Annotated in this window: 20 protein-coding genes and 2 pseudogenes; 15 read left to right on the forward strand and 7 right to left on the reverse strand. The window is 64.6% G+C overall.

What is annotated here, in order from left to right; genetic code table 11:
* Nucleotides 1-6 precede the first annotated feature (6 nt).
* Complete coding sequence (locus tag NRB20_RS07760; RefSeq protein WP_153409017.1) at nucleotides 7-507, reverse strand: M23 family metallopeptidase; 501 nt, start codon at nucleotides 505-507, stop codon at nucleotides 7-9.
* A 365-nt stretch (nucleotides 508-872) separates the two neighbouring features.
* On the opposite strand from NRB20_RS07760, the gene rpsB reads away from it, so the two are divergent.
* From rpsB to NRB20_RS07790, 6 genes are all read left to right on the forward strand, one after another.
* Entirely contained in the window at nucleotides 873-1712 is an 840-nt protein-coding gene (gene rpsB, locus NRB20_RS07765; protein ID WP_153409019.1) for a 30S ribosomal protein S2, read from the forward strand.
* Between the two features lie 139 nt (nucleotides 1713-1851).
* Nucleotides 1852-2676 (forward strand): translation elongation factor Ts, encoded by an 825-nt coding sequence (tsf, locus tag NRB20_RS07770; protein WP_153409021.1) that lies wholly within the window; start codon nucleotides 1852-1854, stop codon nucleotides 2674-2676.
* A 196-nt stretch (nucleotides 2677-2872) separates the two neighbouring features.
* Nucleotides 2873-3601: a UMP kinase gene (gene pyrH / locus NRB20_RS07775; RefSeq protein ID WP_153409023.1), complete on the forward strand. Its 729-nt coding sequence runs from the start codon at nucleotides 2873-2875 to the stop codon at nucleotides 3599-3601.
* 85 nt (nucleotides 3602-3686) lie between these two features.
* Nucleotides 3687-4244 carry a ribosome recycling factor gene (gene frr, locus NRB20_RS07780; RefSeq protein WP_319944608.1) on the forward strand — a complete coding sequence of 186 codons (558 nt, stop codon included), beginning with the start codon at nucleotides 3687-3689 and terminating at the stop codon, nucleotides 4242-4244.
* Between the two features lie 259 nt (nucleotides 4245-4503).
* Nucleotides 4504-5448, forward strand: a complete 945-nt coding sequence (locus tag NRB20_RS07785) for a phosphatidate cytidylyltransferase (RefSeq protein WP_153409791.1) — start codon at nucleotides 4504-4506, stop codon at nucleotides 5446-5448.
* A 116-nt stretch (nucleotides 5449-5564) separates the two neighbouring features.
* Nucleotides 5565-7241, forward strand: a complete 1677-nt coding sequence (locus tag NRB20_RS07790; protein ID WP_227833327.1) for a metallophosphoesterase — start codon at nucleotides 5565-5567, stop codon at nucleotides 7239-7241.
* Nucleotides 7242-7313: 72 nt separating this feature from the next.
* On the opposite strand, the gene NRB20_RS37940 is transcribed toward NRB20_RS07790, so the two are convergent.
* Nucleotides 7314-7730, reverse strand: a complete 417-nt coding sequence (locus tag NRB20_RS37940; RefSeq protein WP_227833328.1) for a LapA family protein — start codon at nucleotides 7728-7730, stop codon at nucleotides 7314-7316.
* A 149-nt stretch (nucleotides 7731-7879) separates the two neighbouring features.
* On the opposite strand from NRB20_RS37940, the gene rlmN reads away from it, so the two are divergent.
* From rlmN to NRB20_RS07825, 6 genes and pseudogenes are all read left to right on the forward strand, one after another.
* The gene (rlmN, locus tag NRB20_RS07800) at nucleotides 7880-8989 is read left to right on the forward strand and encodes a 23S rRNA (adenine(2503)-C(2))-methyltransferase RlmN (RefSeq protein WP_153409028.1); all 1110 of its coding nucleotides are present in this window, start codon (nucleotides 7880-7882) and stop codon (nucleotides 8987-8989) included.
* A 649-nt stretch (nucleotides 8990-9638) separates the two neighbouring features.
* On the forward strand, nucleotides 9639-9962 hold the full coding sequence (locus NRB20_RS07805) for a helix-turn-helix domain-containing protein (RefSeq protein ID WP_153409030.1): 324 nt from the start codon (nucleotides 9639-9641) through the stop codon (nucleotides 9960-9962).
* Complete coding sequence (locus tag NRB20_RS07810) at nucleotides 9959-11215, forward strand: type II toxin-antitoxin system HipA family toxin (protein ID WP_153409032.1); 1257 nt, start codon at nucleotides 9959-9961, stop codon at nucleotides 11213-11215. The genes NRB20_RS07805 and NRB20_RS07810 overlap by 4 nt, the downstream gene beginning before the upstream one ends.
* A 130-nt stretch (nucleotides 11216-11345) precedes the next feature.
* Nucleotides 11346-11882: pseudogene (locus tag NRB20_RS07815) on the forward strand (radical SAM protein); the annotation flags it as partial.
* A 113-nt stretch (nucleotides 11883-11995) separates the two neighbouring features.
* Nucleotides 11996-12400, forward strand: coding sequence for a hypothetical protein (locus NRB20_RS07820; RefSeq protein WP_153409034.1), 405 nt, complete (start codon nucleotides 11996-11998; stop codon nucleotides 12398-12400).
* A gap of 101 nt (nucleotides 12401-12501) precedes the next feature.
* Nucleotides 12502-12627 (forward strand): annotated as a pseudogene (locus tag NRB20_RS07825) (23S rRNA (adenine(2503)-C(2))-methyltransferase RlmN); the annotation flags it as partial.
* A gap of 27 nt (nucleotides 12628-12654) precedes the next feature.
* Here the strand turns inward: NRB20_RS07825 and NRB20_RS07830 are convergent.
* The 4 genes from NRB20_RS07830 to NRB20_RS07845 all read right to left on the reverse strand — a co-directional run bounded on the left by NRB20_RS07830 (nucleotide 12655) and on the right by NRB20_RS07845 (nucleotide 19045).
* Nucleotides 12655-14490 carry a hypothetical protein gene (locus tag NRB20_RS07830; RefSeq protein ID WP_153409036.1) on the reverse strand — a complete coding sequence of 612 codons (1836 nt, stop codon included), beginning with the start codon at nucleotides 14488-14490 and terminating at the stop codon, nucleotides 12655-12657.
* A complete protein-coding gene (locus NRB20_RS07835; protein WP_194289757.1) occupies nucleotides 14487-15134 on the reverse strand; it encodes a protein phosphatase 2C domain-containing protein in 648 nt (215 codons plus the stop codon). Before NRB20_RS07835 ends, NRB20_RS07830 begins: the two co-directional genes overlap by 4 nt.
* A gap of 50 nt (nucleotides 15135-15184) precedes the next feature.
* Nucleotides 15185-16027, reverse strand: coding sequence for a VWA domain-containing protein (locus tag NRB20_RS07840; protein WP_227833329.1), 843 nt, complete (start codon nucleotides 16025-16027; stop codon nucleotides 15185-15187).
* A gap of 255 nt (nucleotides 16028-16282) precedes the next feature.
* Nucleotides 16283-19045 (reverse strand): AAA domain-containing protein, encoded by a 2763-nt coding sequence (locus NRB20_RS07845; RefSeq protein WP_153409042.1) that lies wholly within the window; start codon nucleotides 19043-19045, stop codon nucleotides 16283-16285.
* A gap of 512 nt (nucleotides 19046-19557) precedes the next feature.
* Between NRB20_RS07845 and NRB20_RS07850 the strand changes: the two genes are divergently transcribed.
* Nucleotides 19558-20541 carry a glycoside hydrolase family 3 N-terminal domain-containing protein gene (locus tag NRB20_RS07850; protein WP_153409043.1) on the forward strand — a complete coding sequence of 328 codons (984 nt, stop codon included), beginning with the start codon at nucleotides 19558-19560 and terminating at the stop codon, nucleotides 20539-20541.
* Nucleotides 20542-20567: 26 nt separating this feature from the next.
* Nucleotides 20568-21458, forward strand: coding sequence for a fructosamine kinase family protein (locus NRB20_RS07855; RefSeq protein WP_153409045.1), 891 nt, complete (start codon nucleotides 20568-20570; stop codon nucleotides 21456-21458).
* A gap of 58 nt (nucleotides 21459-21516) precedes the next feature.
* On the opposite strand, the gene NRB20_RS07860 is transcribed toward NRB20_RS07855, so the two are convergent.
* Nucleotides 21517-22926: a purine-cytosine permease family protein gene (locus NRB20_RS07860; protein WP_194289758.1), complete on the reverse strand. Its 1410-nt coding sequence runs from the start codon at nucleotides 22924-22926 to the stop codon at nucleotides 21517-21519.
* A gap of 68 nt (nucleotides 22927-22994) precedes the next feature.
* Between NRB20_RS07860 and NRB20_RS07865 the strand changes: the two genes are divergently transcribed.
* Nucleotides 22995-23642, forward strand: coding sequence for a winged helix-turn-helix transcriptional regulator (locus tag NRB20_RS07865; RefSeq protein ID WP_153409049.1), 648 nt, complete (start codon nucleotides 22995-22997; stop codon nucleotides 23640-23642).
* The last annotated feature ends 5 nt before the right edge of the window (nucleotides 23643-23647 follow it).

A 23647-nucleotide genomic window follows, 5' to 3' on the forward strand; every position in this document is an offset into this window, starting at 1 on the left:
CACCAGCTAGGGCGGCCGCCCCTGCACCGGTTCGAGGCGTAGCGGCGCGAGGTGAACGAGCCCGAGCGGATCGAGATACTCGCGCCCACGCCGCACTCCCCAGTGCAGGCAGGCTCCGGCGCATCCCGGATGCCCGGCCTTCAGCACGCCCAGCACCTCACCTCGAAAAACCTTGCGCCCCACCGTAACCGACGCGCGCACCGGTTCATAGGTGGTCCGCAACCCGCCCGCGTGATCCACCGAGACCACCGGCTTCCCCGCCACCTCGCCCGCGAACACGACGAACCCGTCCCCGGCCGCGAGCACCGGCTGCCCGGGCGCACCGCCGAGATCGACTCCGCGATGCCCGGGCAGCCAGTCGTGCACCGGCCGATCGAACCGCCGCACCACCGGCGGCCGCGGATGCAGCGGCCAGTCGAACGCCCCGGCAACGGCTACGGCCCGGGGCATGGGCAGCAGCATCGGCAACACCAGCCAGCCCAGCACGATCGCGATGATCCAGCGCATGACCCCACCGTGCCGAGCGCGAACGTGTCGCGAAACCCCGTCTTCGGCGAGTGTGGACAACTTCGACGCTGTGAATACGCACGTGTTCTGATTTGCCGAACACCGTGAGCGCCCCCCGCGCCCCGAATTCCACCGCGCGAGTCCCCGCGTTCACCTCGCATTTCTTTCCCGGAACACCCCGTTTAGGAGTTCCGCCCGCAAACTCGTAGACTGGTTCGGCGGTCCGCTCATTCCCGGGACCGACTTCGCGCGTCCAGCGCACAAGCCGTCGGCTGGTCCCCGTGCAGGGGTTCCGGCGGCCGTGGACGCCAGGGCAGAGGTCGCCGATCTCTGCGACAACCAGCAACGAAAGAGGATACGCAGCCATGGCTGTCGTAACTATGAAGCAGCTGCTCGACAGCGGCGCGCACTTCGGGCACCAGACCCGCCGGTGGAACCCGAAGATGAAGCGGTTCATCTTCACCGACCGCAACGGCATCTACATCATCGACCTGCAGCAGACCCTGACGTACATCGACAAGGCGTACGAATTCGTCAAGGAGACCGTCGCCCACGGCGGCACCGTGCTGTTCGTCGGCACCAAGAAGCAGGCGCAGGAATCCATCGCCGCCGAGGCCACCCGCGTCGGCATGCCGTATGTGAACCAGCGCTGGCTCGGTGGCATGCTCACCAACTTCTCGACCGTCCACAAGCGGCTGCAGCGCCTGAAGGAGCTGGAGTCGATGGAGCAGACCGGCGGTTTCGAGGGTCGCACCAAGAAGGAAATCCTCATGCTCACGCGTGAGAAGAACAAGCTGGAGCGCACCCTCGGCGGCATCCGGGACATGGCCAAGGTCCCCTCGGCCATCTGGGTCGTCGACACCAACAAGGAGCACATCGCCGTCGGCGAGGCTCGCAAGCTGAACATCCCGGTCATCGCGATCCTGGACACCAACTGCGACCCCGACCTGGTCGACTACCCGATCCCGGGTAACGACGACGCGATCCGCTCGGCCGCGCTGCTGACCAAGGTCGTCGCCTCCGCGGTCGCCGAGGGTGTGCAGGCTCGTGCCGCGCGTGCCAGCGGCGATGTGAAGCCCGAGGCCGGCGCCGGTGAGCCGCTCGCCGAGTGGGAGCAGGAACTGCTGGCGCAGGCGACTCCGGCCGCCGACGAGGCCGCGGAAGCCCCCGCCGCCGAACCGGCTTCGGCTGCCGCCGAGAGCTGACCGACGCGTCCGTGGCGGTAGCACGCGAGTTGCCGCCACAACCGGATTTGTTCACCGTGCCGGCCCTTCCTGTTCGGAAGCGGTCGGCATGGTGGTGCTACGACCTGACCCACTCTCCCCGTTAAGGAGGCTCGCCAGGATGGCGAACTACACCGCCGCTGACGTCAAGCGGCTCCGTGAGCTCACCGGCTCCGGCATGATGGACTGCAAGAAGGCCCTGGAGGAGACCGACGGCGACTTCGACAAGGCCGTCGAGGTGCTCCGCATCAAGGGCGCCAAGGACGTCGGCAAGCGTGCCGAGCGCGCCACCGCCGAGGGCCTGGTCGCCGCGCAGGACGGCGTGATGGTCGAGATCAACTCGGAGACCGACTTCGTCGCCAAGAACGCCGAGTTCCAGACGCTGGCCACCCAGGTCGTCGAGGCCGCCGCCAAGGCGCGCCCGGCCGACCTGGACGCGCTCAAGGCCGTCGACCTCGGCGGTAAGACCGTCGATCAGGCCGTGCAGGAGCTGGCCGCCAAGATCGGCGAGAAGCTCGAGCTGCGTCGCGTCGTTGCCTTCGAGGGCCCGGTCGCGACCTACCTGCACAAGCGCGCCACCGACCTGCCGCCCGCCGTCGGCGTGCTGGTCGAGTACCAGGGCGAGGGCGAGGGTGCCGCCGAGGCCGCTCGCGCCGCCGGTATGCAGGTCGCCGCGCTGAAGGCGAAGTACCTGACCCGCGAGGACGTCCCCGCGGATCTGGTCGCCAAGGAGCGCGAGATCGCCGAGGCGACTGCCAAGGAGGAGGGCAAGCCCGAGGCCGCCCTGCCGAAGATCGTCGAGGGCCGGGTGAACGGCTTCTACAAGGACGTCGTCCTGCTGGAGCAGCCGTCGGTGACCGACAACAAGAAGACCGTCAAGGCGCAGCTGGACGCGGCCGGTGTCACCGTGACCCGTTTCGCTCGCTTCGAGGTCGGCCAGGCCTGACCGGCCGGGATCGATTCCGGAGGGCTCCCCGTGCAGTGCGCGGGGAGCCCTCCGTGCATCGAATCAGGGTCGGCTCCACATCCCGACCCGGCATAGGGCAGGATGGACGGAGCTTTTTGTCACCATCCCGTGCTCGCTGCGACACCGGATGGTCTTTTCGCGTGTGCATGGCGTTCCGCCCAGGAGAAGGAGACAGATGTCGGACCCGGAACCGGCTCGTGAGGGCTATCGCCGAGTACTCCTCAAACTGGGAGGAGAGATGTTCGGCGGCGGCAACGTAGGGCTCGACCCGGATGTCGTGCAGACCGTCGCCGAGCAGATCGCGGAGGTGGTCGCGACCGGCGTTCAGGTGGCGGTGGTGATCGGCGGCGGCAACTTCTTCCGCGGCGCGGAGCTCGAGGACCGCGGTATGGAGCGGGCCCGCTCGGACTACATGGGCATGCTCGGCACCGTGATGAACAGCCTTGCGCTGCAAGACTTTCTACAGAAGCAGGGTGTGGACACCCGGGTGCAGACGGCGATCACGATGGGGCAGGTCGCCGAGCCCTACATCCCGTTGCGCGCCAAGCGGCACCTGGAGAAGGGCCGCGTGGTGATCTTCGGCGCGGGCATGGGTATGCCGTACTTCTCCACCGACACCACCGCCGCCCAGCGCGCGCTGGAGATCGGCGCGGAGGTCGTGCTGATGGCCAAGGCGGTCGACGGCGTGTTCAATGCCGACCCCCGGATCGATCCGGACGCGACGATGTACTCCGAGATCACCCACAAGGAGGTCATCGAACGCGGGCTCAAGGTGGCCGACGCCACCGCCTTCAGTCTCTGTATGGACAACCAGATGCCGATGCTGGTGTTCAATCTTCTGACCAAGGGCAATATCGCCCGCGCGGTGTCCGGTGAGAAGATCGGCACACTGGTTCGGTCCTGACGAGCGTCGGGAGCGGTTGTCTCGTGCGACACCCGCCCTCGTGATCCCGGAACCGACAACGACTAACGCTGTGGAGGAAACGGTCGTGATTGAGGAAGCACTCTTCGACTCCGAGGAGAAGATGGAGAAGGCCGTCACGGTGGCGAAGGACGACCTCGGCTCCATTCGCACCGGTCGGGCGAACCCGAGCATGTTCTCGCGGATCGTCATCGACTACTACGGCTCGCCGACCCCGATCACCCAGGTGTCGAGTATCAACGTGCCCGAACCCCGCATGGTGGTCATCAAGCCGTATGAGACCGGTCAGTTGCAGGCGATCGAGACCGCGATCCGCAATTCGGATCTGGGCGTCAACCCGACCAACGACGGCAACATCATCCGCATCTCGGTGCCGCAGCTCACCGAGGAACGCCGTCGCGAACTGGTCAAGCAGGCCAAAGGCAAGGGCGAGGACGCCAAGATCTCCATCCGCAACGTGCGGCGCAAGACGATGGACGAGCTGAACCGCATCCAGAAGGACGGCGAGGCCGGCGAGGACGAAGTGGGCCGCGCCGAGAAGGAATTGGACAAGACCACGCAGAAGTACGTGGCGCAGATCGATGAACTGGTCAAGCACAAGGAATCGGAGCTGCTCGAGGTCTGACGGCCCCGGGCGCGAGTGCCTGCCCGGGGCGGGGACGGAGTGGACGGATACGTGAGCGCAGCGAAGCGGAGTGAACCGATAAGACAGCGCGCGTCGCGCACGGCGGAGCCGAGCGCCAGCGAGGCGGAGTCGTGAGCGCAGCGAAGCGGAGTGAACCGATAAGACAGCGCGCGTCGCGCACGGCGGAGCCGAGCGCCAGCGAGGCGGAGTCGTGAGCGACGGGACAATCGTGGCCGAACAAGCCGCGGCCGACGAGGGCATGTCGGCGAGCGAAGCAGCCGGTACATCCGGCGCACCGGGTCAGGCGGTTCCCGCCGGTCCGGGGCAGGCGTCCGCCGAGGGCGAGCAGGTGCAGTCCGAATCCGAGCAGCCCGAGGCGGCGAAGTCCTCGCGGGCGGGACGCAATCTACCGGCCGCGCTGGCGGTCGGCTTCGGCCTCGGTCTGTCCCTGATCGCGATTCTGCTGTTCGCGCCGAGGATTCTGGTCGGGGTGATCGCGGTGGCGATCGCGATCGCCACCTGGGAGGTCGCCAAGCGGCTGCGGGAGGCCGACGTCCTGGTGCCGCGCATACCGCTGCTGGTGGGCGGGCAGGCGTTGATCTGGTTGGCCTGGCCGTACGGCGCCGACGGCGTCGCGGGGGCGTTCGGGCTGACGGCGCTGGGCTGCATGGTGTGGCGGCTGTTCGATCACGGCCTGGCCGCGACACCGCGAAACTTCCTGCGCGACACCGCGATCACGGTTTTCGTACTGGCTTGGATCCCGTTGCTGGCGTCGTTCGCGGTGCTGATGCTGTCCGAACCGAGCGGCAATCTGCGGGTGCTGACGTTCATGATCCTGGTGGTCTGCTCGGATGTCGGCGGGTATGTGGCGGGGGTGCTGTTCGGGCGGCATCCGATGGTTCCGGCGATCAGTCCGAAGAAGTCCTGGGAGGGTTTCGGCGGGTCCCTGGTGTTCTGCGTCATCGGTGGACTGCTCACGGTGACCCTGCTGTTGCAGGCGAATTCGATGATCGGCGTGCTGCTGGGCGTCGCGGTGGTGCTGGTGGCGACCTGTGGTGATCTGATCGAATCGCAGATCAAGCGGGAGTTGGGCATCAAGGATATGGGCACGTTGCTGCCCGGTCACGGCGGCATCATGGACCGGCTCGATTCGATGTTGCCCTCGGCGTTCGTGTCGTGGCTGGTGTTGACCGCGCTTTTGTGAGTTCGGTTCCCCGCGAGGGGGAAGACTGCGTTCATCACGCTGTCGGGTATCGGTAATCTTGCGCGACTTGGATGTGTCGCATACCGGTTCCCGTTTCTCGGCGCGAAGGTGTCAGCATGCTCAACCCTCCCGGCCTCGCGCCGAATACCGGAATTCCCGAGGCGCTGGCCGCCCGGATGACGATGGACGAGCAGTACGACTGGCATCGGTCGTATCTGAAACGGCATGCGGTGAGCCGTCGTTCGATCCTGCGTGGCAGTACCGCGGCGGCGATGGTGGCGGGGCTGTCCTCGTTCGGTGCGCTCGCCTATGCCGAGGGTGCGCCACTCGCGGTGGCCGGGCGGCACACCGGATTCGGGCCGGACGCGTCGAGTCAGCTGCGGTTCTCGGCGCAGTTGTCGCGAAATCCGGGGCGCGCCAAGGTTTTTCTCGAACACGGTCCGACTCCGGCGTTGGGGGCACGGGTCGAGGGGCAGGTGCGTAACCTGCTGACCCAGATTCCGCGGACCGACGGGGGAGTGCTCGCGGCCGAACAATTCTACGTGCATGCGCCGGTGGATGGGCTGCCGGGGCGGATTCCGCACTTCTACCGGTGGCGTACGTCCGACGGTTTCGTGAGTGAGGTGGCGTCGGCCGCGCCGGCGATGCCGAGTTCGCGGGCGGCGTTGCTACCGTTCCGGTTCACCATGATGGGGGATCAGGGGATCGACGACATGCCCACGCGGCCTTCGGGTTTGCGGTCGGGGGCCTACCGGAACAAGTACGGCGACGGCGATGCGCCCGGTGCGCGTAATGCCGAGGCGATTCAGCGGCAGATCGTCGCGTGTAATCCGGATTTCCATATTCTGGCCGGTGACATCACCTATGCCGATCCCTCGCACGGTGGTGGGCCGGACTGGTTCGTGCCCAGCGGGACCTCGAAGAATCCGAAGATCGACGCGTACAACCCGTTCGTCTGGGACAGCTATTTCCAGGCCATCGAGGGCAGTGCCGCGCGGGTGCCGTGGATGTTCGCCACCGGCAACCACGATATGGAGGCGGTGTACGGCACGCACGGCTACGGCGGGCTGACCGCGCGGCTGGATATGCCCGAGAACGGTCCGGCCGGTTGTCCGTCGGTGTATTCGTTCCGGTACGGGAATGTCGCGGTGCTCTCGCTCGATGCCAACGAGGCGTGCTATCAGTATCAGGCGAATCTCGGGTATTCCGGTGGGGCACAGAAGAATTGGCTGGAGCGGACGTTGGCGGGGTATCGCGCCGATCCGGCGGTGGACTTCATCGTGTGCTTCTTCCACGAGTGCGCCTACGCGACGGGCGTGGGCGGGGCCAGCGACGGCGGGGTGCGCGGGACGTTCGCGGAACTGTTCGATCGGTACGGCGTGGATCTGGCGTTGCAGGGGCACAATCACTGTTTCGAGCGCACGGATCCGATTCGTGGCGGGCGGGCGACGCGGGTCGCGGGGGACAACTCGATCGTCTATCCGGAAACCGACGGGACCGTGTACTACGTCGTCGGCGGGGGTGGGGCGGCGCACGGGGAGTTCGATTTCGGGGAGAGTTATCGCGGGCACGTGTTGCCCGATACCGCGGTCGCTCGCAGCGGGGTGTGGGATGCGGACGGGAAGCAGCAGTTCGAGGCGGTGCAGTGGTCTCGGGTGCGGTACAGCCGGTACTCGTTCATCCGGGTGGATGTGCGGCCCGGGGTGTTCTCCAGTGAGATGGATGTGATCGCCGTCGACGAGTTCGGGCGGGAGTTCGACAAGGTTACTTTTCGGCGGTTGGTGCGGCGGTAGCGTTCCGGGGCGAGCGCGTTCGGCGGTCCGGGTGTGCTCGGCGGTGGGGTTCGGCTGCGGTTGGTTCGGGTTTCAGGCGCGTTTGGCCGCGCGACGCAACTGAAGGATTCGCCAGCCGCCTGCCAGGCCCATGACCAGCGATCCCGCGATCAGTGACAGCAGGATGGTCACGCCCAGCGGGAGCTCGAAACTCCAGAAGAACAGCGTGACGCGGGCCTGATTCAGGTTCTGGAGGATGAAGATCAGCAGGACGATGCCGATGATCGCGGCGGCGACCAGGCTGACCCAGGTGGCTCCGGCGCGAGTGCGCAGCGGGTCCTTGCCGGTCGGGCGGGTGATGGTCGCGGGTGCGGTGTCGGGGGTCGTGGTGTCCGGGACGGCGAGAGGTTCCGAGCTGGTGGCGGGCTCGGGGATCGTGGGTGATTCCGGAGCGGCAGACGCCCGCGGAGGAGTGTCCGGGCCCGAGCTCGATGCGGCGTCGCTGGTCATACCTCGATGATTACCCATTGCTATCGGTTCTGCACGCAGGTTGGCGTCCGAAACCTCTCCGTGCACGGGTGTGTCTTCGCGCGCATGTGATCGAGTCGACGGGGCCCGCGCCCCACCGCGCCGGATGTGGATGGGACACTGGTGAGGTTATGGCTACCCCTCTCCCGCTCGTTTTCGATGCTCCGCGTCGCGGCATGCCGCCGCGGCATCTCGCCGACCTCAATGCCGATGAGCGGCGTAAGGCGGTTCAGGAGCTGGGGTTGCCCAAGTTCCGGGCCGATCAGATCGCCCGGCAGTACTACGGCCGGCTGGTGGCCGATCCGGAGCAGATGACCGATCTGCCCGCGCAACTGCGCGCCACGGTGGCCGACTCACTGTTCCCGCCGCTGCTGACCGAGGTCCGGCACGTCGTCTGCGACGACGGCGCCACCCGCAAGACCCTCTGGCGCGCGGGCGACGGCACCCTCCTCGAGTCGGTCCTGATGCGCTACCCCGACCGCAACACCCTGTGCATCTCCAGCCAGGCCGGCTGCGGTATGGCGTGCCCCTTCTGCGCCACCGGCCAGGGCGGCCTCAACCGCAACCTGTCCACCGCCGAAATCGTCGACCAGGTCCGCGCCGCAGCGGCCGCCCTCCGCGACAACGAGGTCCCCGGCGGCCCCGGCCGCCTGTCCAACATCGTGTTCATGGGCATGGGTGAGCCGTTGGCGAACTACAAGCGTGTGGTGAATGCGGTGCGTCGTATCACTTCTGCGTCTCCGGATGGTTTGGGTATTTCGCAGCGCAGTGTGGTGGTGTCGACGGTTGGTCTGGCTCCGGCGATCCGCAAGCTTGCTGATGAGGGTTTGTCGGTGACTTTGGCTGTGTCGTTGCATACTCCGGATGATGAGTTGCGGGATACGTTGGTGCCGGTGAACAATCGTTGGTCGGTGTCCGAAGTTCTTGATGCGGCAAGGTATTACGCGGATAGGTCGGGTCGTCGGGTGTCGGTCGAGTATGCGTTGATTCGTGATGTGAACGATCAGCCGTGGCGTGCGGATCTGTTGGGTTCGAAGTTGCACAGGGCTTTGGGTTCGCGGGTTCATGTGAATCTGATTCCGTTGAATCCGACGCCGGGTTCGGAGTGGGATGCGTCGCCGAAACCTGTTGAGCGAGAGTTTGTTCGGCGGGTGGAGGCGCAGGGGGTGGCGTGTACGGTGCGTGATACGCGGGGGCAGGAGATCGCTGCGGCGTGTGGACAGCTCGCCGCCGAAGGCTAGGCAGTCGTTCGCAATCGATTCCCTTGGGCCACGCCGGTTGCACAGAGACTGTCGTCGGATCTGGTGCGAACCTGCGGCTGAGATAGAAGGGAACAGATTCTCCATCGCAGGCTGTAACGCCCAAGGGCCACAGTCGTATTGGTGGAGTGCACGACCTGGCGTGCCTGGGTCTGGTCTGGAAATTCGGCGGACAGGGACAGCTGTGCGGACACGACCAGTGGGCTTACAGGGTCTGCCAACTCCCGGGAAAGGAACGCTTCGACATCCTCGCCCGCGCCTGATGACCGGTAGTCCTCCGGTGATCAGCGTGGCGTCGAAGGCGGCGGCCGGTTCGAGACCGGTCATCGTGGCGACATCGGCCGGGTCGAGCGGCCGTCCATACGAGGTCAATGCCTGCATCCCCTACTGGAAGAATCTGGGTTGAATGGTGTAGGTGCTGGTCAGATGGTTTGTATGCCTGTTGTGATCGGTGAGCCGCGCGCGATGAAGCGGCGAGTGACTCGTCGCAATTCTGGGGTGCTATCGTCGTCATTCTGATGATAAGGCTGGAATTTATGCTGTAGGCCACTTTGGTGGCGCTTATAGTTGCTATCGCAGTGATAGTTCGGCCGGATCGTTGCCGGGGCGAACAGGGTTCGAAGCCACATGTATGCGCATAGGAGCACAGTTGACGCGACCCCAGCCTCGTAGGCGGACCCGGGCGGATATCGGGCCGCTAACCGCATTTGCAGAGTTCGTAGCAGAACGTCGCCACGTTCTCGGGTTGACGCAACTCGATCTTGCGGATCTCGCTGACGTCGGCGTGTCGACGGTGCGCAATGTCGAGGCCGGCCGGGCCTCGCCGACGCTCGAAGTCACCCTTCGTGTGCTGAATGCGCTCGGCTCGACCCTGGTGGGAATGCCTCAGGGGTCGGCAGATCGACTTCCGCGCGATGCTGTCGATCTTGGTAAGGAGAGGAACGCGCGGCGATGACCGATTATCCGGATTCCGGCGTTCTCCGGTCGATCAACGAAGCTGACGTCTATAAGGCCGGAGTGCTCGCCGGCCATCTGCGACGGTCGGGCGATGTGGTGGGGTTCTCCTACACCGACTCATATCTTGCCGAACCCGTGGCGCCGCCGGTCGCGTTCACTCTGCCCAAGAGCAATGGGACGTACCGAGCCACCGGGGGTTCTGTTCCGCCTTTCTTCGCCGGGCTGCTGCCTGAAGGATTGCGCCTCAGTGCAATGACGACCGCCGTGCGAACCAGTGAAGACGATCATCTCAGCCTGTTGCTGGCGGTCGGCAGGGATGCGATAGGCGATGTCCAAGTGGTCCCCGGCGGATATCGCCCGCTGGATCCGGTGCCCGTTTTCGATGGTGCGGACACCTCCGACGCGGATTTCGGTTCCCTGTTCGCGCAGGTCACGGCTACGAACGCTGACGAATTCGACCGCACTGGACTTCCAGGTGTGCAGGTCAAGGTATCCGCACAGATGATCTCGACTCCGTTGTCGACCACGCGCGGGCCGGCGATCCTGAAGCTCAACCCGCCGGATCACCCGTTTCTGGTGGAGAACGAGAACTTCTTCCTCGACATGGCAGCAGCATGCGGCATCCAAGTTCCGCAGCACCGCATTGCAACCGATGGCCGAGGGCGAACCGCGCTGTTCGTCGACCGTTTCGATCGAGTGGTCGAACGCAGTGGTGTACGCAAGCTGGCGCAGGAAGATGCTTGTCAGGTCGGCGGTCGGTATCCGGCGGCAAAATACCGAATCACCTTGCAGGAAGCGATGAGATCGCTTGCCGAAGCGGTCAGCGCTGGTGGCGGATCGTATCCGTTGGCAATCGTCCGGATGTTGGAGATCGCGGCGTTCAGTTACCTGATCGGCAACGGCGACCTGCACGGAAAGAACCTCTCCATCAGGCAGAACCCGACCGGACTCTGGGAAGTCACGCCGGCCTACGACCTCCTGACAACTCAGCCCTACCTGTCCTGGAACGATCCCATGGCACTACGGCTCTATGGCCGAGACGGAAAGTTGATCTATCGCTGGTGGATCGAAGCTGCCCGTCACCTGGGGGTGTCCGAACGTGCGATCAAGCGCAGCCTGGTACGTATCGTTGATTCGTCCGAGCCATGGATCGACCGCGTCTCGGATATCGGCTTCGACGAGAAAACTACGCGTCGGTTGAGCCGGATGATCGGTCAGCGACGCGAGGAACTTCGTCGGCCGTCGGTGTGAGGCGGGGCCCTGATGCTGACACTCATCGACTCGAACCTGTTATCGCTACTATTCTGACGATTAGTCGGATTTATGTGATGCGTACAACACAATCGGATGCTATCGCTCCCAGGGGAACGATAAGGCTGTCGAGGTCTGTGGGGGTGAGGAGGCTTGTCCAGCGGTCGTGATCGGTGAGCCGTTGGCGAACTACAAGCGTGTGGTGAATGCGGTGCGTCGTATCACTTCTGCGTCTCCGGATGGTTTGGGTATTTCGCAGCGCAGTGTGGTGGTGTCGACGGTTGGTCTGGCTCCGGCGATCCGCAAGCTTGCTGATGAGGGTTTGTCGGTGACTTTGGCTGTGTCGTTGCATACTCCGGATGATGAGTTGCGGGATACGTTGGTGCCGGTGAACAATCGTTGGTCGGTGTCCGAAGTTCTTGATGCGGCAAGGTATTACGCGGATAGGTCGGGTCGTCGGGTGTCGGTCGAGTATGCGTTGATTCGTGATGTGAACGATCAGCCGTGGCGTGCGGATCTGCCGGGTTCGGAGTGGGATGCGTCGCCGAAACCTGTTGAGCGGGAGTTTGTTCGGCGGGTGGAGGCGCAGGGGGTGGCGTGTACGGTGCGGGATACGCGGGGGCAGGAGATCGCTGCGGCGTGTGGACAGCTCGCCGCTGAGGGGTAGTGGCTGTCTGATCGCGGGGTGGGTCGGCAGTTCGGAAAGTTTGTCGGTGGGTCTGGTTACGCTGGCAGCCGACACCGATCAGACGGTGTCTATCGGACAAGGGAGGGTTCATCATGGCTGCCGAAAGTCCCACTGCCCTGCGTGATCGAGTGCTCCGGGTGCGGGAACTGCTCAGAACAGCAAAGGATTTCATCGTTCCGTGGGATTACTTCCACGACGAGTTGGCGCCGAAGGCGGATTTCATGAGCGCCGGTGAGTCCGGCGTGAGCCCGCTGATCGACGCGGCGATCGAGCGCATCGCGGACAGCCGAGGGTGGAGTCGGCCACAAGGGCAGCAGCCGACCACACACATTCCGGAGTTCGAGTTCTGGCACGGGCCTCGGTTTCTCGGGGCGCGCAACGGCATCTTCTTCTATGACGAGCGCACCTGTCAGGGCCTGCTGGGAGTGATGACCAACTTCACCGGGCCGGTCGATCTCTTCCGCTTCACGACGATCGCGCTACCGGCGGACAGTTAGTCGCCGCGTCCACGAAGATTGCCGCGCAGCTCGAGTCACGCGCTTGGACATCCGTGGCTGCGCGGCAACCACCCTTCGAGTAGGTCCGTGGGGTGATCTGAATGGGCGAGCCACTCGCGAACTACAAGCGTGTGGTGAATGCGGTGCGGCGCATCACTTCTCCGTCTCCGGACGGTTCGGGTATCTCGCAGCGCAACGTGGTGGTGTCCACGGTCGGCCTTGCGCCGGTGACGAGTTCGGTCTGTACAGGGTGATCAACCGCTGGTCCGTGTCGTTTGTTGTGGTGAGGGTAGCTGCTGCCGCGGCGACGGGTAGTGGTGAACGATGACCACGCCGAGGATCAGGGCCGCGATCAACAGCAGCAGCCACACGATGTCGCGGGCGCTTCTGCTTGGTCGCAGTGACGTCGGTGGTGGCGGTGGTATGTATTCGCGCGGCGGCGGTCGTTGCGGAGACGGCGGAGTATCGCCGGTCTTCGGCGGACGTAACTGTTCCTGACGGTACTGCGGTGGGACCGGGGGTGGCCGATTGTCCGTTGGTGTCGTGCTGCTCGGTGGTGTGGGCGGGGGCACCGGCGTCGGTTGCTGCGGTGTGGTCCGGGGTTTGTATCTGTGGCTCAAGTCCGCGTGTAGTTGCGCGTTGGACCACGGATCCTGCGGTGATCGACTCTGTTGTGATGGTGTCGGTGTCGGCGGCAGAGGTGCTCTCGGCGGCGGTTGCGATTCGGGTTCTTCCAGCACGTCTTCCGTACCAGCCGCCTGGCGGTGATTCGCCTTGTTGCTGAGGTCCTCGTACTGGTTCTTGTCGAGGATCTGTAGGAAGCCGGCGTGGTCGAGCTCGATCTGGGGAGTCAGTTCGTCGGAGTGTTTGCTCTCGTACAGCCAGATCGTCCCCGTGACAGCGACTTTCGTGCCTTCCAACGAGAGCAGCTTGTCGGACCGCGCCTTTCGGCCGTACTTGTCGAAGAGGTCCTTCGCGACCTCGCCGAAGCCGACGATAGCGAATTCCGCGTTCTGGTAGACCCCCAGGTTGATCAGAGCGACGCCTTCGAAGGGAACCTTCGTTCCTGCCACTGTGCCGAATACAGTGACTGTCTCGCCTTCGAGCTGTCGCAACAGGTCGGTGGTCCCGGTTTGCGCGTGCACCACCAAACCCGTTGCGACAGTGCGTGCTCGGGTGCTGCGTGCGGTCGTCGTACCCGCCAGCGCGGTGATGGTCTGGGAGTAGCCTGCCCGGCAGGCGTGCTGGAAACGCTCGACGTGTTTGGTCAGCTCACCGAGCCGCAGCAACTCGCCGAATATCGGTGCACTGTCCGGATCGGTGAAATCGGTTGCCTGAAACAGGATGTTCTCGCCGGTCTTGCCGTATGTTTCCCACAACTCCGGCCGACGGGCGAGTGCGGCCAGCGACATGCGGATGCCGTAGGCGGAAAAGTTGTCGAGTTCGGCATCGTAGTGTTGGCCGCGATCGGGATGTTGGTAATTGCGGTGTCCCTGCTCGATGGCGCCCAGGTGCGCTAGTTCGGGAAGGTACATGCCGTCGTAGTCGATCAGCCAGATCCTGTGGTCCGGCCGCACCAGGATGTTGCCGTGCTGGAGATCGCCGTGCGCCGCGCCGTGCGATTGCAATTGCTGTTCGGCCTCGCGGATCGCGTTGCAGACCTGGTTGATCGGGTCCGGATTCGGTTCCGCAGCCCACCGTTGCAACCATGTCCCCAAGGGCACACCCTCGGCCCAACGCATCCGAACCGTCGGAAACGGCTCGCCGTTCACCCTGATTCCGTCGTCCTGATATCGGACCGGGACCATGAAATCGAGTTCGGGATGCCTATCTATGAACTGTCCGATGGCGTGATATCGGTCGGGCAGGCGCCGGTTCTGGTTGTCGTTCTTGTGGAAACAACGCACCGCCCAACGCCCGGAGGCGCTGGTGATATCGAAAGTGACGGCGAATCCGCCGGAGGCGGCGACCGGCAGACGTAGCGCATTCGTCCGAGCCTGTCCGTCTCGCAGTGTCGCGTCGTTGCCGAAGGCGTGCTGTGGATTCTGTACGGCCAGTTGATATTCGCGTGGCGACGGTAGCCTGGTCACAGTCGTACCACGCAGATGGTGGTGTCGTCGTTGTCGAGGCCGTCGTGGGCGCGTGCGTCGACGACCCACCGTGTGAACGATTCCTCCGTGGCGAGGTGCTCCGCCATATCGACCTTCCGGTCCTGCTCATGAGCGCGCAGCAGGTACTTCGACAGCGCATCCGTCGCGAGTATCAGCACGTCTCCCCGTTGGTATGGAATTGTGAAGCGCCACAGTGACTTACGGAATACGTCGGGATCGTCGAACCTGGATCGGATGGTGCACGGCTTACGGCCGAAGCGCCCGTGACCGTCCACCGGGCCGGCCGCGACCAGCTGCTCGCGTCGAAAGTGGAACAGGCACGAATCCCCGATGGCTGTGACGTCGTAACAGGCGTGATCGGGAGCCAGGCGTACCCCGAGGAAGGTTGTCGCCCCACCCAAGTTCAGCTTCTGTTTCGAATGCCACGGTAGTGTCGGTCGGTGCACCTCGTCACGCCACCGGTGACGTAGCCGGGGCAGCTCCGCGGTGTCCCACGGCTCGATGTGCTCCCGGACATACGCCTCCACCAGGATTTCCGCCCATACCTCGGCGCGCGCCGAGTCGGAGGCGCCGTCGGCGATCGCGAACCGGTCCGTGCTTGCGCCGGCGCGGTCCTGGTTCACGGTTCTGCCGTCTTTGACCGTTGACCACAGCGTCGCTGTAGCGCTGGAGATCACCCGTTCGTGTCGTTCTCGTCATCCGGGTCCAGGGGTTCGGTGTGTGACGAGTCGCCTGCGGTCAACTCAGCGAGTCCGGTCGGCGTGACCGACCGAGTACCGATGTCGAGGAAGTCGATCACCGTTGTCGCGTCCGCGTTGTACAGGAATCCTCGTGCCCCGGACTGCACCGGGTATCCCATCGCGGCTGCGGCTTCGAGCATCGCGGGTGGCAGTTCGCTGGACAGCTCGTACAGCAACGCCGCATTGGGATCAGACAGTGCCGCAGCGGAATTCGGAAGTCTGACCTGCTGGCCCTGCACTCCGGACAGGTGCAGATTGAATATCAGCGCCGGGCCGTCGTCGGTGGCCAGTTTGCGGATCCGGGCGACGACGTCACGGGGGTCGCCATCGGTGCTCATCCCATCGGTCACGTTGATCACGATCGGCGGAAAGCTGGATGGATGTGCGGCGCACCAGGATTCCACCACCGGCTCGATCGCAGTGAAGGCTGCCACCATCGGTGTCGCACCGTCGGCGACCGGGTCCACCCACACCGGCAGGTATTGTTGTTCCGAAATCACCCCGCCCGCACCGTCTGGGACGCGCCGGGTAACGGTGTCCACACGTAACGGGTTCTCGGCAATGTGTCCGACCGGCACGATCAGGCGGCTCTCGTCGGTGCCGTACAGGGCGCCGCCGACCTTCGCGCCGTACCCGAGCACGCCGACCTCGAAGTAGTCGTGCACCTGCTCGTCGCCACGGCTGCACAGCAGAACCGCATTGCCCAGGAGGTTGTTCACCGCCAAAGCCAGCGCCTGCGCTTTCGACTGGCCTGTTTCGGCCCAAGGTTCCGCCATGGAGAACGATCGGTCGATGGCGAGCAGTAGTAGTGCGGGTTGTCTGCGATTGATTTCCGCCGAATACAAGTTGAACCTTCTCCCCAGTTGATTCGTGCCGGTGCGTGTCGAGTGTTGTTCCCGCTGAGTCACATTCGTGCGGCGACGGTGTGACTCGGCCAGAGTAGCCGAGCTGAAATGGATTTCGTGGATCTATCGCCGAGTGTTGTTGCGCGACATTGCAAATGAGCTTTCATATGCCGACTCGGGAGTAGGTTACCGTGGTCCGGCGGGAGGTTCGAGGAGCGCGTCCAAGCGCTCCCGGATCCTGCGGTGCTCCTCACTTCCGGTGGTGGGCAGGCGCAGCAGTGGGATCTCGTAAGTGGCGCAGATGGCGTTCTTCAGCGCGTCCTTGGCCAGTTGTGCGGGGTTGTCCTCGTGAAACTTGAAGCCGTCGACTTCGATGGCCAGCACGAGACGCAGGGTGATCCGGTTGTAGATGACGAAGTCGAGCTCCGCGCGATTTCGTACATAGGTCGCCTGTTCCGCTGTCAGACGGGTGAGGTCGGGCAGCGTGCTGTTCAGCAGGACGTGCGGCACCACCTCGAGGCGGGTGTACGGATCCTCGGCGAGGATGTCCCGCAACACGGTCAGCATGATGTTCTCGGACTTGTATCGCAGGTCCGTGCGCAATCGCCGGGCCAACGGCTGCAGACGGGCCGAGTAGTCGCGGTAGAGCAGGTCGAACACGGATAGGATGCTGCCCTCGACCAGCGGTTCGTTCGGGTTGTGATACTGGATGTATCCGATCAGGTCGCCGATGTTGCGGCTGGTCGGCATGAGACTGTGATTGGTGACGAGCAGGAAACGCTTGCCCGCCCGCGACACTGCCACATTGACCAGGTGCGGGTCGTCGACGAAATCGGTGCCGAGCCTGCCCCGCCAGGTTTCGTCCAGGACGGTGGTCATGATGATCGCCTCCTTCTGCCTGCCCTGGAATTTGTGCACGGTGTCGTTGGCGATGCCCTCGATCAGGGAGGAGTCTGCGAGCTTGTCCACCTGTCGTCGATAGGGAGTCGTGATGCCGATGTCCTCGGGCTCCACGTCCGAGCAGTACTGCGGAATTACTTGCTGGACGATGACATCGACTTCGCGTTGATTGGACCTGCCGCGATCACGATGCTGGCGCATGTGATTGCCCTCGACGGTGCGCACCACGCGCAGTGGGTGCGAGCCCGGTGTGCTGGTGGTGAAGGGAACGAGCTGGCCGCCGTAGAACGTCTTGTTGCAGAATCCGATGATCGCAGGATCGCAACGGTAGTGCTCGCGCAGCATCGTGCTGGTCAGCGCCTCGCCGTACAGGTCGATAAATGACGACTGGATGCTGTGCTCGAGGTAGTCGTATGCCGGAGCCGGCGCCGCGGCGGCGTTCGGTGTCACCTCTTTCACCACGGGCTGAAGTTGGCGCAGGTCGCCGACGATCACCACGGTCCGGGCACAGGCGAGCGCGGGTGCCGCAGCCAACAGACTCACCTGGGACGATTCGTCGATGATCAGGTAATCCAGGAGGTATCCGTCCGGAAGGCTGCGTGCGAGGGAGTGACAGGTGCTCAGAATGACCGGATAGTCGCGACCGAATGCCGCGAATCCGGACCGCCGGTACGAGTCCTGCGTGTAGGTGGTGGGCGACATCGCCGCATAGCGCTGCTGCAGTGTTCCGCGCAGTGTCCGTATCGAGAGTTCGCGATGCTCGGCGGACTTACCCGCGAAATCCGCACGGCGCAGCTCTTTTTCGGCCTGTTCGATGCGGTGCCGCAACGCGGAGATCCGTCGTTCGTAGTAGGTGCGTTGCAGCGCGAGCACTACTTCGGTGGTATCGGCATCGAGTTGCCCGGTCGGGCCGTAACGGAGGTAGGACCGGACCTTTCGGACCAATTGCCGCATACGGCCCGTTTCGTCTGCGTCCATTGCGGTTTCGGCGAGGTAGTCCAGAATGCGCTCCGGTGATCGTCGCAGCAGGGGGAGCCGATCCAGATCGGGTAATTCGTGTCGCTCCAGGTGGTGCTCGAAGTGCTGGTGCTCGAGCAGATAGGCATCGATCTCCTGACGTGCTTGTGCGAGTCGGCGGTCCGCCTCCTGCCAGCGGCGCAGTGTGCGGCCCAGGTCGGCGACTTGCTTCGGAGATGGCATCGGGATTGCGGCGGCCTCGACCAGCCGACGGACCTCGGCATTTCGCGTCGGCTGCGCGGCGAAGAATTTCTGCTGTTTATCCTGATTGCCGAGATTTGCGACCGCGTATCCGAAGCCTTCGTCGACGAGTTTGTCACGCACATTGTCCACGGCGGCGTTGTTGAACGAGACGACGCCGACGGTACCCAGGTCCGAGCAGATGATGTTCGCGATCAGGTTCAGGATGGTCTGTGTCTTGCCGGTGCCGGGCGGCCCCTCGATCACCGAAATCGATTGGCGCAGAGCCTGTTCTACTGCTCGATTCTGGCTGAGGTTGCTGGCGAATGGGAAGATCGGCGTGACGGCGTTGTCGGATGTTTCGATGGGCCGGACCTCGAGATAACGGGCCAGTGCACTGTCGGCGTGTACGAACTTCAGCTTCGCGTAGACGTCGTACAGCGGGTCCTGAGGCGGCAGTGCCGCCCGCAAGTAGGCGAGAATTTGTGCCGGGCCGGTGTGCTGCGCGACGCTGTGCACGAAATGGACGTCCGAGGCAGGGTAGGTGCGGTAGGTCTCCGTGGTTCCCTTGCGATAGAAGACGCGTGTCCAGGGGCCGAATTGAAGTACGGTCGTCGCGTTCGTCCATACGCTGCCGTGGACCTCTACGCACAGGTTCGCGTCGAGCCGGACCGGAGTTGGCCGGTCCAGGATGGTCACTCGTTGTCGTCGGTAGTTGTACGGTTGTGACCGGCCGGTATAGACGATCTGTACCGTCGTCGGGTTTTCCTGGAATGTCTCGATCTTTGCGGTCTTGTCGATGACGGCCCCGTTCTCCTCGACGAGGATGGCAACCTGGCGCGGATCGATCAACTGTGTCCCCCTCGGTCCGGCGAGATCAACTGCGCGGCTTCGGGATACAAGCTACTCCGTTGTGTCCTCCCGTGTGCCGTTGGTGCGCAAGGTGTTTCGGATGTTGCCTCACGCTGCGGTGAGTGTGCGCACTACGCCCGCGGCTGCCATGCCTCGAGTAGGTCCGCAGGGGTGAAGACGGCATCGAGGTGATCGGTTGTCGCTCCGGATCGGGTCACTGCGATCAGCGGGATCGGGTCGTCGTGTGCGACAGGCTCTCGGTCGGCATCGACGATATCGATTTCGACGTCGTTGCTGCGGGTCCAGTAACCGCCGATGGCGGGGGCCGTAGCGCTCGCGGAAGAGTGGCCGTCTGGGACTGCCCTTGCTTCCCGGATGCCTTCGGGTTCTGGCGGATTTCCGGAACGTCACCTCGCCGGTGACCGCAATGATCGAACCGCAATGCCGCTGGGCTGGGCGGTTAGTGTGGGGGGCGGTTCATTCGGCTCTGATCAACGAACAGGGTGATGCGTATGTTCGATCGGCGTAGGTTCTTGACCTCGGTGTCCGCTGTCGCGCTGGGGGTTGCGGCGGTTCCGGCGGTGCGTGCTCGGGCTTCGGCGCTGCCTGCTGGGCGGCGGGTCATCTACTCGTACAAGGGGACGCAGCCTCCGGCGGAGTTGTTCACGTTGGCGTCGAAGAGTCAGGTGGGGGGCGTTATCTTTTTTGCCGACAATATTGCGTCCGCGCAGCAGCTTGCGGAGGTGGCTGCGGAGTTGCGGAAGGCTTCGCCGGTGCCGTTGATGTTGACCACGGATCAGGAGGGTGGGCAGGTCAATCGGTTGCCGGGTGGGCCGGGGGCGTCCGCCAAGCAGGTGGGGGCGGCGGGGAACAGTGTTGCCGCCGCGAATGCTCAGGCCGCGGGGGCCGCGCATGTGTTGGCCGCGGCGAATCTCGATGCGAATCTTGCGCCTGTGCTCGATGTGTATCGAAGCGCGGGGGATTTCCTGGATCGGTATCAGCGCAGTTATTCCAACCGGCCGGAAGTGGTGGCCGGGTGTGGGGAGGCGTATGTGCGGACGTTGCAGGGCAGCAGGATCTCGGCTTGTGCGAAACACTTTCCCGGGCTGGGGGCCGCGCCCGCGGGGGCGAATACGGACGAAAGGCCCGTCACGATCACCTTGTCGGCGCAGGAATTGACCGGGGTCGACATGGTGCCGTTCGATCGGGCGATCGGGGCGGGGGTGGCGCACGTCATGATGTCGTGGGCCGTCTATTCGGGGTTGGACGCGAATCGTCCGGCGGGGATGTCGCCGATCGTCGTCCAGAACTATCTGCGGCAGCGGCTCGGTTTCCGGGGGCTGGTCGTCAGCGACGCGCTGGAGGCGGGGGCGCTCGCGAACTACGGTTCGACCGGTAATCGGGCGATCGCCGCGGACAAGGCGGGGGTGGATCTGCTGTGCTGCTCGTCCCGCGACATCGAGCAGGGCAAGGAGGCCGCGCAGGCATTGCGCTGAGCGGGCGGAGGCGTAGCATCGCCGCGATGGACCTCGATTGGCTGCGCGCCAACCCACGCCAGCTGGGAATGTTCTTGGAACACCAGCGAATTCGGGTGACGCCGGTGCCCGGTGGCGATATCTGCGTCGCGGAACGGCTGACGCTGGACGACGGCAGTGAGCTGTTCGCGAAACGGCTACCGGGGACGCCGCCCGCGGGTTTCTTCGCTGCCGAAGCCGCGGGCCTGCGGTGGCTCGCGGTGCCCGGCGGCCCGCGCGTGCCCGAGGTGGTCGCGGTGGATTCGAGTGCGATCGCGTTGGAGTGGATCGGCCACGGTGAGCCGAGCTCGGCCGCCGCCGAGGAATTCGGTCGGCGACTGGCCGTGCTGCACCGGGCCCCTTGCCCGGATTTCGGCGCGGACTGGCCGGGTTACATCGGCACCGAACCCCTGGACAACACGCTGACCAGCGGCGACACCGCTTGGATCGAGTGGTACCGACTCCGCCGGATCGAGCCTTACCTGCGTAAATCCAGGGATGAAGATGCGCTCACGGCCGCTGATGTCGCGGCAGTCGAGAAGACTCTGAACAGCATCGATCCGCCGGGTGCGGGACCGGCCAGGATTCACGGCGATCTGCATCCGGGGAATCTGTTCTGGGGTCGCGACGAGGTATGGCTGGTCGATCCGGCCGCACACGGTGGACACCGGGAGACCGATCTCGCCACGCTGCGTCTGTTCGCCGGTACACCGCACCTGGATCGGATTATCGCCGCCTACCAGGAGATTCATCCGCTCGCCCCGGGCTGGGAGGAGCGAATCGGAGTGCACCAGTTGCATCTGGCGCTGGTCCATACGGCGATGTTCGGATCCATGTACGCCGATCTGGTGCGTGCCCTCGCATCGGCTCGTTCCGGGGAATCGCTCGGCGGTCGATGATTTCTTCTGTGGCGCAACGTATTTCGTATGACGAAAGGCTTCGGTGACCGCCTGAGGTTCAGGCGTTGTGCACTGGGGTGGTGGCGGTTTCGATGACGACGGTGCGGGGGTCGTCGGTCGAGCGGCGACGCCGTACGAACAGGACGGCCGCGTAGCTCAAGGCTGCGACGAGGGAACCGGCCAGGCTCAGCGGGACGGCGTGGTAGAAGGCCGCGGGCAGGAAGTGGGTGCCGTAGAAGCTGATGACGAAACCTGCCAGGAAACAGCACAGGGCAGGCAGGTGCCATCGCTCGGCGGTGGTGCGGGCGGGGCGGAAATAGCTGTCGATGTCGTGTTTGTCGCGTAGGCCCCAGAGCCAGTCGACGATCAGGACGAAAGTGAAGGGGCCCAGCAGTTCTCCGGCATCGGTGACGAAAGTTTCGGCGTGCGAGAGGATTCCGGCCTGGGCGAGCAGGACGCCGAGAATGCCCAGGGTGATCGTCGCGATGGGCTGTTCCCAGTTGCGCGGGGTGCGAATGGTGTTGAGGGACACCAGGATATCGACGGTCGCGGGGTAGAGGTTCATGGCGTTGATGTGCATGATCGCCAGCGCCACACCCAGCGCCGCCACCGCGCCCCACCCCGGAATGTGCGCACCGGCGACGGCGATGTTCCAGTCACCGGTCGCCTCCTTCGAGTACGCGCCCATGACACCCATGGCCAGATTCGGCAGCATGATGCCCAGGCTGGGGGCGAGAAAGTACCAGCGGCGCTTGGGAGTTCGGTCGGCCGGGAGACAGAATCGGGAGACCGTGGAGGTCTTGTAGGTCCAGGACAGGATGCAGAAGCCGCCGATCACCGAAATCGCTGTGCCCCACTGCATTTGCGTGGTCTGCGCCGGGACGTGTAGCGAATGGTGTGTTGCCAGATAGACGGTCAGCGCGCCGTAGCAGACCAGGAACAGCACCGCGGTGTAGCGATAGAAGTATTCGAGCCATTTGAACCCGAACAGCACCAGCAGCACGTTCGATCCGCCGATGATCCAGTACCAGGGCGCCGCGGCGGTGTGTGTCAGGGCGGCGAGGATATGGGCTCCACCCGCGGCATTGAGTCCGAAGAAGGCCATGTTGACGAAGGAGAACAGGGTCGAGAGCAGGAATGTCGCCGACCGGCCGTAGGTGCGACGGGCCACCACCAGCGCGGTCAGTGGCAGTTCGCGGCCCATTTCGGAGAACAGGCCGCACGGGACGAGGAAGACCAGCCAGCTGACCGCCATCGCGGCGATCGTGTACCAGAGGCCGTAGGGGTAGAGAATCGCGCCGATCAGCGGTGTCATCGCCGAGGCCGCGGTCATCGCCCAGGTGATGAAAAGCTTTCCGGCAGTTGCGGTTCGCTGGTCGTCGGGCACCGGGGCCACGCCGACCGTCTCGACCTCGTCGCTGACTCGTCGCCACCAGGAGGTTGTGGCAACACCGGCCTCTTTATGCACATGAGTAATGTACCGCTGTATAACGGCACGTGCAATGGGTTCTGTGCGGGGCATACACTCAAGTGAGTATGAGAAAGTCAAGTACGGACGGCTCGGCGTCCAAACGGTCCTACGGGCAATACTGCGGCCTGGCGCGGGCGCTGGACGTGGTCGGTGGGCGCTGGAGCCTGCTCATCGTGCGTGAACTGCTGGTCGGACCGGCTCGCTACGGCCAGTTGCAGGCCGGACTGCCCGGTATCGCGACCAATCTGCTGGCTCAGCGGCTGCGGGAGTTGGAGGAGGCGGGCGTCGTCGAGCGCACGCTCGACACCGAGAGCAACGGCGTCGCCTACATGCTCACGCCCTGGGGTCACGAATTACGCGATACCGTTGCCGCTCTGGTGAATTGGAGTAGCCCGCTGATGATCACGGGCCCGCAGGGCGATGCCTTCCAGGGGCATTGGCTGGTGGTCGCGGTGGATTCGCTGTTGCGGGACAAGCGATTCGACGAATCCGTCACGGTCGGTCTGGCTGTCGACGACGTGATCGTCAGCGTGCACGTCGGGCGGACGGGCGCCCGCGTCGAGCTCTGCGGAGATACCGTGCCCGACACCGTATTTCGTGGCGATCCCGCCATTGTGCTGGGTCTGGCCTCGGGCATGCTGCCGATCGAGCAGGCGGTAGCCGGGGGTGAATTGACCGGGCGGGCAGCGGATCTCGCGGTCGCGTTCGGCTGAGTCGC

It is taken from the genome of Nocardia macrotermitis, from assembly GCF_009604405.1.
Classification (GTDB): Bacteria; Actinomycetota; Actinomycetes; order Mycobacteriales; family Mycobacteriaceae; genus Nocardia; species Nocardia macrotermitis.